The 6089-nt window shown below is 66.8% G+C and carries 6 protein-coding genes; 5 read left to right on the top strand and 1 reads right to left on the bottom strand.

The window, feature by feature from the left end; genetic code table 11:
- Positions 1-675, bottom strand: a 675-nt coding sequence (locus HUU99_RS13865; RefSeq protein WP_174287168.1) for a tetratricopeptide repeat protein, incomplete at its 3' end; no start/stop codon positions are given.
- 166 nt (positions 676-841) lie between these two features.
- Between HUU99_RS13865 and HUU99_RS13860 the strand changes: the two genes are divergently transcribed.
- From HUU99_RS13860 to HUU99_RS13840, 5 genes are all read left to right on the top strand, one after another.
- On the top strand, positions 842-1555 hold the full coding sequence (locus HUU99_RS13860; RefSeq protein ID WP_174287167.1) for a ParA family protein: 714 nt from the start codon (positions 842-844) through the stop codon (positions 1553-1555).
- Entirely contained in the window at positions 1555-2163 is a 609-nt protein-coding gene (locus tag HUU99_RS13855) for a hypothetical protein (protein ID WP_174287166.1), read from the top strand. Before HUU99_RS13860 ends, HUU99_RS13855 begins: the two co-directional genes overlap by 1 nt.
- Positions 2160-3425, top strand: coding sequence for an SPOR domain-containing protein (locus HUU99_RS13850; protein ID WP_174287165.1), 1266 nt, complete (start codon positions 2160-2162; stop codon positions 3423-3425). The genes HUU99_RS13855 and HUU99_RS13850 overlap by 4 nt, the downstream gene beginning before the upstream one ends.
- A gap of 199 nt (positions 3426-3624) precedes the next feature.
- A complete protein-coding gene (locus HUU99_RS13845; protein ID WP_174287164.1) occupies positions 3625-3903 on the top strand; it encodes a DUF1488 family protein in 279 nt (92 codons plus the stop codon).
- Positions 3904-4190: 287 nt separating this feature from the next.
- A complete protein-coding gene (locus tag HUU99_RS13840) occupies positions 4191-6074 on the top strand; it encodes a methyl-accepting chemotaxis protein (RefSeq protein WP_174287163.1) in 1884 nt (627 codons plus the stop codon).
- Positions 6075-6089: the final 15 nt, after the last annotated feature.

The following is a 6089-nucleotide window of genomic DNA, read 5'->3' as shown; positions in this document are numbered from 1 at the left end:
CGGCGGGTGGGCCGGCGTCGGCATGCCCCGCGACGGCGGCACCTCCGTTTGGCGTACCGTAGGACGCGCCGCGACCAGCGCACCGTTACCCGCAGGCCGCGGCATCGCGGCCGCCTGAGCGGCATATTGCTGTGCCAGCGCTGTGCCCTTCTCGCGGTCCGCAGGCGAGATATACTGATCCATCTGCGCGAGCGTTTCGGAAGCCGACGGCAGACCCTGCGCGGCGGCTCTCGTCATCAGCGCATAGGCGCGCGGGTAATCGCGGCCGACGCGGTCGCCGTTGAAGAGCATCGTACCAAGGACAAGCTGCGCGCGTGGCTCGCCCCGCGCTACCGATTTTTCGAGCCAGGGCACCGCGTCGGACAGCTTATGATCCTGGTAAAGCGCAAGGCCGTAATTGTCCTGGGCCTGTAAATGGCCGTGCGTCGCGGCCTTCTGGAACCAGCTTTCCGCCTGCGCAGGGTCGAGCGGGACGCCGCGACCGAGCTTGTACGCCTGGCCAAGGTTGAATTGAGCATCCGCATCCCCGGCAACCGCCGGCCCGCGCCATTGTTCGACCGCCGCCTTGTAGTCGCCGCGGCTCCAGGCATCGACGCCACCCTTCACGTCCGCCGCCGCCGGTACCGCCGCGCTCGACGCCGCAATGCCTATCGCCGTAAGAATGACCTTGCGCATCGATCTACCCCAACTCGCCTAAACCGTCGTTCACCATGCCGATGTTCGTCGCGATTGGCAAAGGGTGCGTAGATCGGCCTGCGCAAACGCGGTCGTGCGCCGTTAACCTGTTCTTAGGCGTCTGCATGGCAGTCCGATGTCTGGCAACCGGGAGGGTCGGGGGACTATGCGCGTTCTCGCGATGGCATCGCAAAAAGGTGGGTCGGGCAAGACGACCCTGTCCGGTCATCTGGCCGTGCAGGCGCAGCGCGCCGGCGCGGGCCCGGTCGTACTGATCGATATCGACCCGCAAGGATCGCTGTCCGATTGGTGGAACGAGCGCCAGACCGAATATCCAGCCTTCGCGCAGACCACCGTTGCGCGACTCGCCGCCGATCTGGAAGCGCTTCGCCTGAAAGGGTTCAAGCTCGCGGTCATCGACACGCCGCCTGCGATCACGATGGCGATCCAGAGCGTCATCCAGGTCGCCGAGCTCGTCGTCATACCGACGCGCCCCAGCCCGCACGATCTGCGCGCGGTGGGCGCGACGGTCGACCTGTGTGAGCGCGCGGGCAAGGCCGCGATCTTCGTCGTCAACGCCGCAACGCCCAAGGCGCGGATCACCGCCGACGCCGCCGTCGCGCTGTCCCAGCACGGCACCGTCGCGCCGATCACGATCCACCACCGTGTCGACTTCGCGGCGTCGATGATCGACGGCCGAACGGTGATGGAGGTCGATCCGGCCAGCCGATCGGCTGCCGAGGTCGTCGCGCTGTGGGACTATATCGCAGACCGGCTCGAAAAGAATTTCCGCCGCACCGTCTTCAGCGTGCCCAACGCACCGGCCGGACACGGCAACCGTACGGCGAATGGCGGCTTTGGCCGCCGGGTGGTCGCGTGATGCGTGGACAGCCGGCGAGCGGGCTCGCAACCCTTTCCTCGGGCCTGTTGGCGCGCAAGGGGCAGGCGCGTCCGGCGATGCGATCGCAGGGCTATGGCGGGCAGGGCTTCGACGCATTCGCCGCGCCCGCGCATCCGCTGGAAGACCTTGGCTGGAACGATATGGGCCAGACCGACCGACCGACCGACCGGGACATCGTCGCACAGCATCTGGAGGGGGCACCGGAGCCGGTCATTCCCGCAATACCGCTTCCCGCGGTCCTGGTCGAACGCGCCGCGCTGGCAGCCGAGATCGCGCCCGATCCGGCGCCGCCCGCGGCCGAACCGTCCGTCGCCGAATCGCTGGTCGCGGTGAAATCGATTTCCGTCCCGACCGCCGCGCGGTTGCGGCGCGAAACGACGCATGCGGGCAAGTGCGCCTTCACCTTGCGGCTCGACGCCGATCGCCATCTGCGGATGCGGCTGGCCAGTGCGATCACCAACCGGTCGGCGCAGGCGCTGTTGGCGCAGGCACTCGATCAACTCCTGTCGACGCTGCCGGAGGTCGAAACTCTCGCCGTGCAGCTTCCTCCGGCCAAGGGTCGGCTCAAAAGAGGACCTTCGCGATGAACACCCGCACCCTGCTGCCGATCGCTCTTTCCGCGCTGATGCTTGGGGGTGCCGCCGGAGACTTCGGCATCGCATCCGCAAGCGATCACGCAACCGATGCCGCGGCCAAGGATGCGGTGCAAGATGCCGCGCGGGCGGAAAAGGCGTTGGCGCGGCACGACGGCCCCGGCGCGGTCGGATCGGCTGAAAGCGCGGTTGGTGCCGCGCCGCGCGACGTCGCATACCGGCTGCTGCTGGCGCAAAGCTATATCCAGGCGGGCCGTTTCGCTTCCGCACGCCAAGCCTATGCCGACGTGCTCCAGCTGTCGCCGGGTAACGGCAAGGCCGCGCTGAACCAGGCGCTCGCTACGATCGCGACCGGCGACTGGCAGGCGGCGCGCGCGCAACTGGCGGATCACGCCGATATCATCCCCGTCCGCGACCGTGGCCTTGCGCTCGCGCTGGCCGGCGACACGCAGGGCGCGATAACGCTACTGACGACACTGGTTCGTTCGCCCGCCGGCGATGCGAAGGCACGCCAGAACCTCGCGCTCAGCTTCGCGTTGGCGGGACAATGGCAGGCGGCGCGTCTCGTCGCCGGCATGGATCTGGCCGGCGATCAGCTCGATAGCCGGCTGCAGCAATGGGCCGGCTTCGCGCAGCCCGCGGCGGCATCGGACCAGGTAGCGACCCTGCTCGGCGTGCATGCGACGGTCGACCATGGTCAGCCGGTCGCGCTGGCGCTGCACATGCAGACGCCGCCGGTCGCGGTCGCGGCGGTTGCACCGTCCCCGGTCGTGGCGAGCGCGTCCGTCGAGCCGTTGCCGGTCGCCGCGTCGACGGCGGTAGCAGCCACCGCCACAGCCGGTCCGGTTTTCGCGCCACGCCGCGAAGTCGTGCAAAGCCTGCCCGTCGTCACGATCCCGGCGATGAAGGGCGCAACCAAGGTCGCCGCAGTCCCGTCGCCAAGTCGTACCATCGCGAAGGGTCCGTTCGTGGTACAGATCGGCGCGTTCGCGAATGCCGGCGTTGCCAGGGATGCCTGGGGCCGCGCGCGGCATATGCTCGGGGACATGGGGTCGCGCATCCCGCAGGGCATGACCTTCGCGGCCAGGAGCGGCACCTTCTATCGCCTGTCGGTCGGCGGCTTCGTGCGCACCGATGCGAATGCGCTGTGCGACCGCTACCGTGCGCATGGCGGCGCATGTTTCGTCCGAAAGGATGCCGGCGACCGGGTCGCGCAATGGGTTGCCAAGGCGAACACGCAGGTCGCATCGCGGTAATCCGCCCATCGGCGACGTCGACGTGATGCTTCGTCGAAGCTCGATGCTATCTCGCGATCCTGCCGGGACACCCGACACCGTGCACGCGGGCGCTCGCCGCGTAATTGCCGGTCCGCTGCTGCAAGACGGAACCGTTTGATCCCTGCGGCGTCTAGCCCGAGCCTCGCGGGACAATGACGCGACTTGGGGAGACGATCATATGGCTGCGAACCGCCTCGACATCGACAACGCGACGATCCTCGACAATATCGAGGAACAACAGGTCGAATTTACCGCGGAAGTCGACGGCGACGAATATGAATTCGCGGTGCAATATGACGTGCTGGAGGCGCTGAGCGGCGATCGGCCCGACGCCGACGACAATGCCGTCGACATGTTCAATCGGTTCATCGATCCTATCACCGACGCCTCGCTCGCGGCCCTGGCGCGCGACGACGACGCCACGCTGATCGTGGTCAGCGAGAACGATCTCGAATAGGCGCGACGATGTGACAGCCTCCGAACCGGCGTCACCGTCTCCGAACGACATCATACAGGGTTAATCCCTCGAGAACGATCTTCCGATGCGCCGGTTGGCGGCACCGCATCATGATCGGTGCGGCCGGCTGAATGGCGAATAACCGCGTCATAGCCAGCGACCCCGGTCGAACCCGACACAGCGCCAGTGTGAAGCGGTTGCAGTGGTTTGCGGAGCGGACGCATTCGTCGAAAACAGGAATTTAACCAAGACGTGCGATTGACGCAGCGCAATGTGATTGGGCTACGATGCTTCAGACCGAAACGGACGCGCATGAGCCGGGCCCGGACCTGGCATCGAAAACGCCGACGCCCCCACGCGCGCTGGGCGATACCGACTTTCGCGTTCTCGCCGACAACCTGCCCGTGCTGTGCTGGATAGCCGACGCGGATGGTTCTAATATGTGGTGTAACCGCCGCTGGCACGATTATTGCGGAACGACGCCGGCCGACATGGAAGGGTCGGGGTGGAAATCGGTGCACGATCCGGCGGTCCTGCCTGAGGTCATGCACAATTGGCAGGCGGCGATCGCCGGGGACGCGCCGTTCGAGCAGATCTTTCCGTTGCGCGGGCATGACGGCGTCTTACACCGGTTTCTCACGCGCGTCGTTCCGCACCGCGATCCGGACGGCACGATCCTCCGCTGGTTCGGCACCAGTGTCGACATGACCCGGCAATGCGAAGTCGAAGACGCGCTGCGATCGAGCGAGGAGCAACTGCGCCAGCGCAATCAGATGCTCGAGGCGCGGGTTCGTGACGCGGTCGACGACATCGCCAATAGCTGCGGCGCGGTCGCGATCGGTGCAACGGATGCGTTTGGCCACCTGAAGCGCGTGTCCAACAGTATCGACGATCAGCGCCAGACGCTCGTCGCGCTGGACTCGGTCGCCACCGCGCTGTCCAACGAACAGCGAACCAGCGCGCAATCCTCCGCCGACGGACTGCGCGTGGCTGAAATGTCGCTGGACAATGCGCAGACGGGCGCACGTCTGGTGGGCAGCGCGATCCAGGATTTTGCTGCGCTGACCGAACTGGTCGTTCAACTCGGCGAACGGATCGCGCGGTTTTCCGGGGCGATGGGTGCCGTGCAGCACGCAACCGCGGAGATCGACGGGCTCGCGCAGACGACCAAGGTCCTTTCGTTGAACGCGACGATCGAGGCTGCCCGGTCGGGGGGCGGGGGGGCCGCCTTCGCCGTGGTCGCGGACGAGATGAAGCGGCTGGCGGGCAGCACGCGCGCCGCCAACGACCGGATCGAAACGAGCATTTCGTCGCTATATGAGGAGGCGCAGACGATCACCGCCGAACTGCGATCGGGCGTCGATCGCGCCCGCAGCGCGCAATCGCAGTTCGGCGCGGTCGACGGCGTCATGGACGAGGTTACCCGGCTCGCCGAATTCGTCCGCGCGCAGGCCGAGGGTACCGCGCATTCCAGTTCGGTGGTGCTGCAGGGGATCGACCGGATGACCGACGGTCTCGCCGGGTTCATTGCCGATGCGAAGACCAACGGCGTCCGGCTCGGCGAGGCCGCGACCCGGGTCAACACGCTCGAGGCATTGGCGAACGGGATGTTCGACCGAATGGTGACCGGGGGATTTTCCGCCGACGACCAGTCCTTCGTCGATGTGGCGATCCGCGGGCGAGACGCGGTCCGGCGCGTGGTCGAGGCGGCACTGGGTCGCGGCGAACTGCGCGCGGAGGATGTTTTCGACACGGCCTACCGGCCGATCGAAGGGTCGAGCCCGCCGCGGTTCGACAACAGGTTCAACGCGTTCGCGGACGTGCATATCCGTCCGATCCTGGACCAGCTCGGGCGCGATCACGACCGTGTGGAAGGAACGGTGTGTTCCGACATGAACGGCTATCTCGTCACGCACCAGTCGTCGCGCTCGCTGACCCCGCGTGCGGGCGATCACGAATGGAACGACCTGCATTGCCGCAATCGGCGTATCCTTATGGACGCCGCGACCGCCCGCGCCACCGCCAGCGACGCGCCGTTCATGATGTCGGTCTACCAGATCGATCGCGGGACCGATCCCGTGCTCATCAAGAGCGTCTACGTCCCGTTATACTTCAACGGTCGCCGCTGGGGCAATTTCGAGGTTGCCTATAATGGTGCGCTGACGGAGTGAGCGGAGAATGGTGGG

The sequence above is a fragment of the Sphingomonas bacterium genome, assembly GCF_903642285.1.
Lineage (GTDB): Bacteria > Pseudomonadota > Alphaproteobacteria > Sphingomonadales > Sphingomonadaceae > Sphingomonas.
The sequence above is the reverse complement of the archived record's forward strand: the minus strand, read 5'-3'. Positions and strand labels throughout refer to the sequence as shown.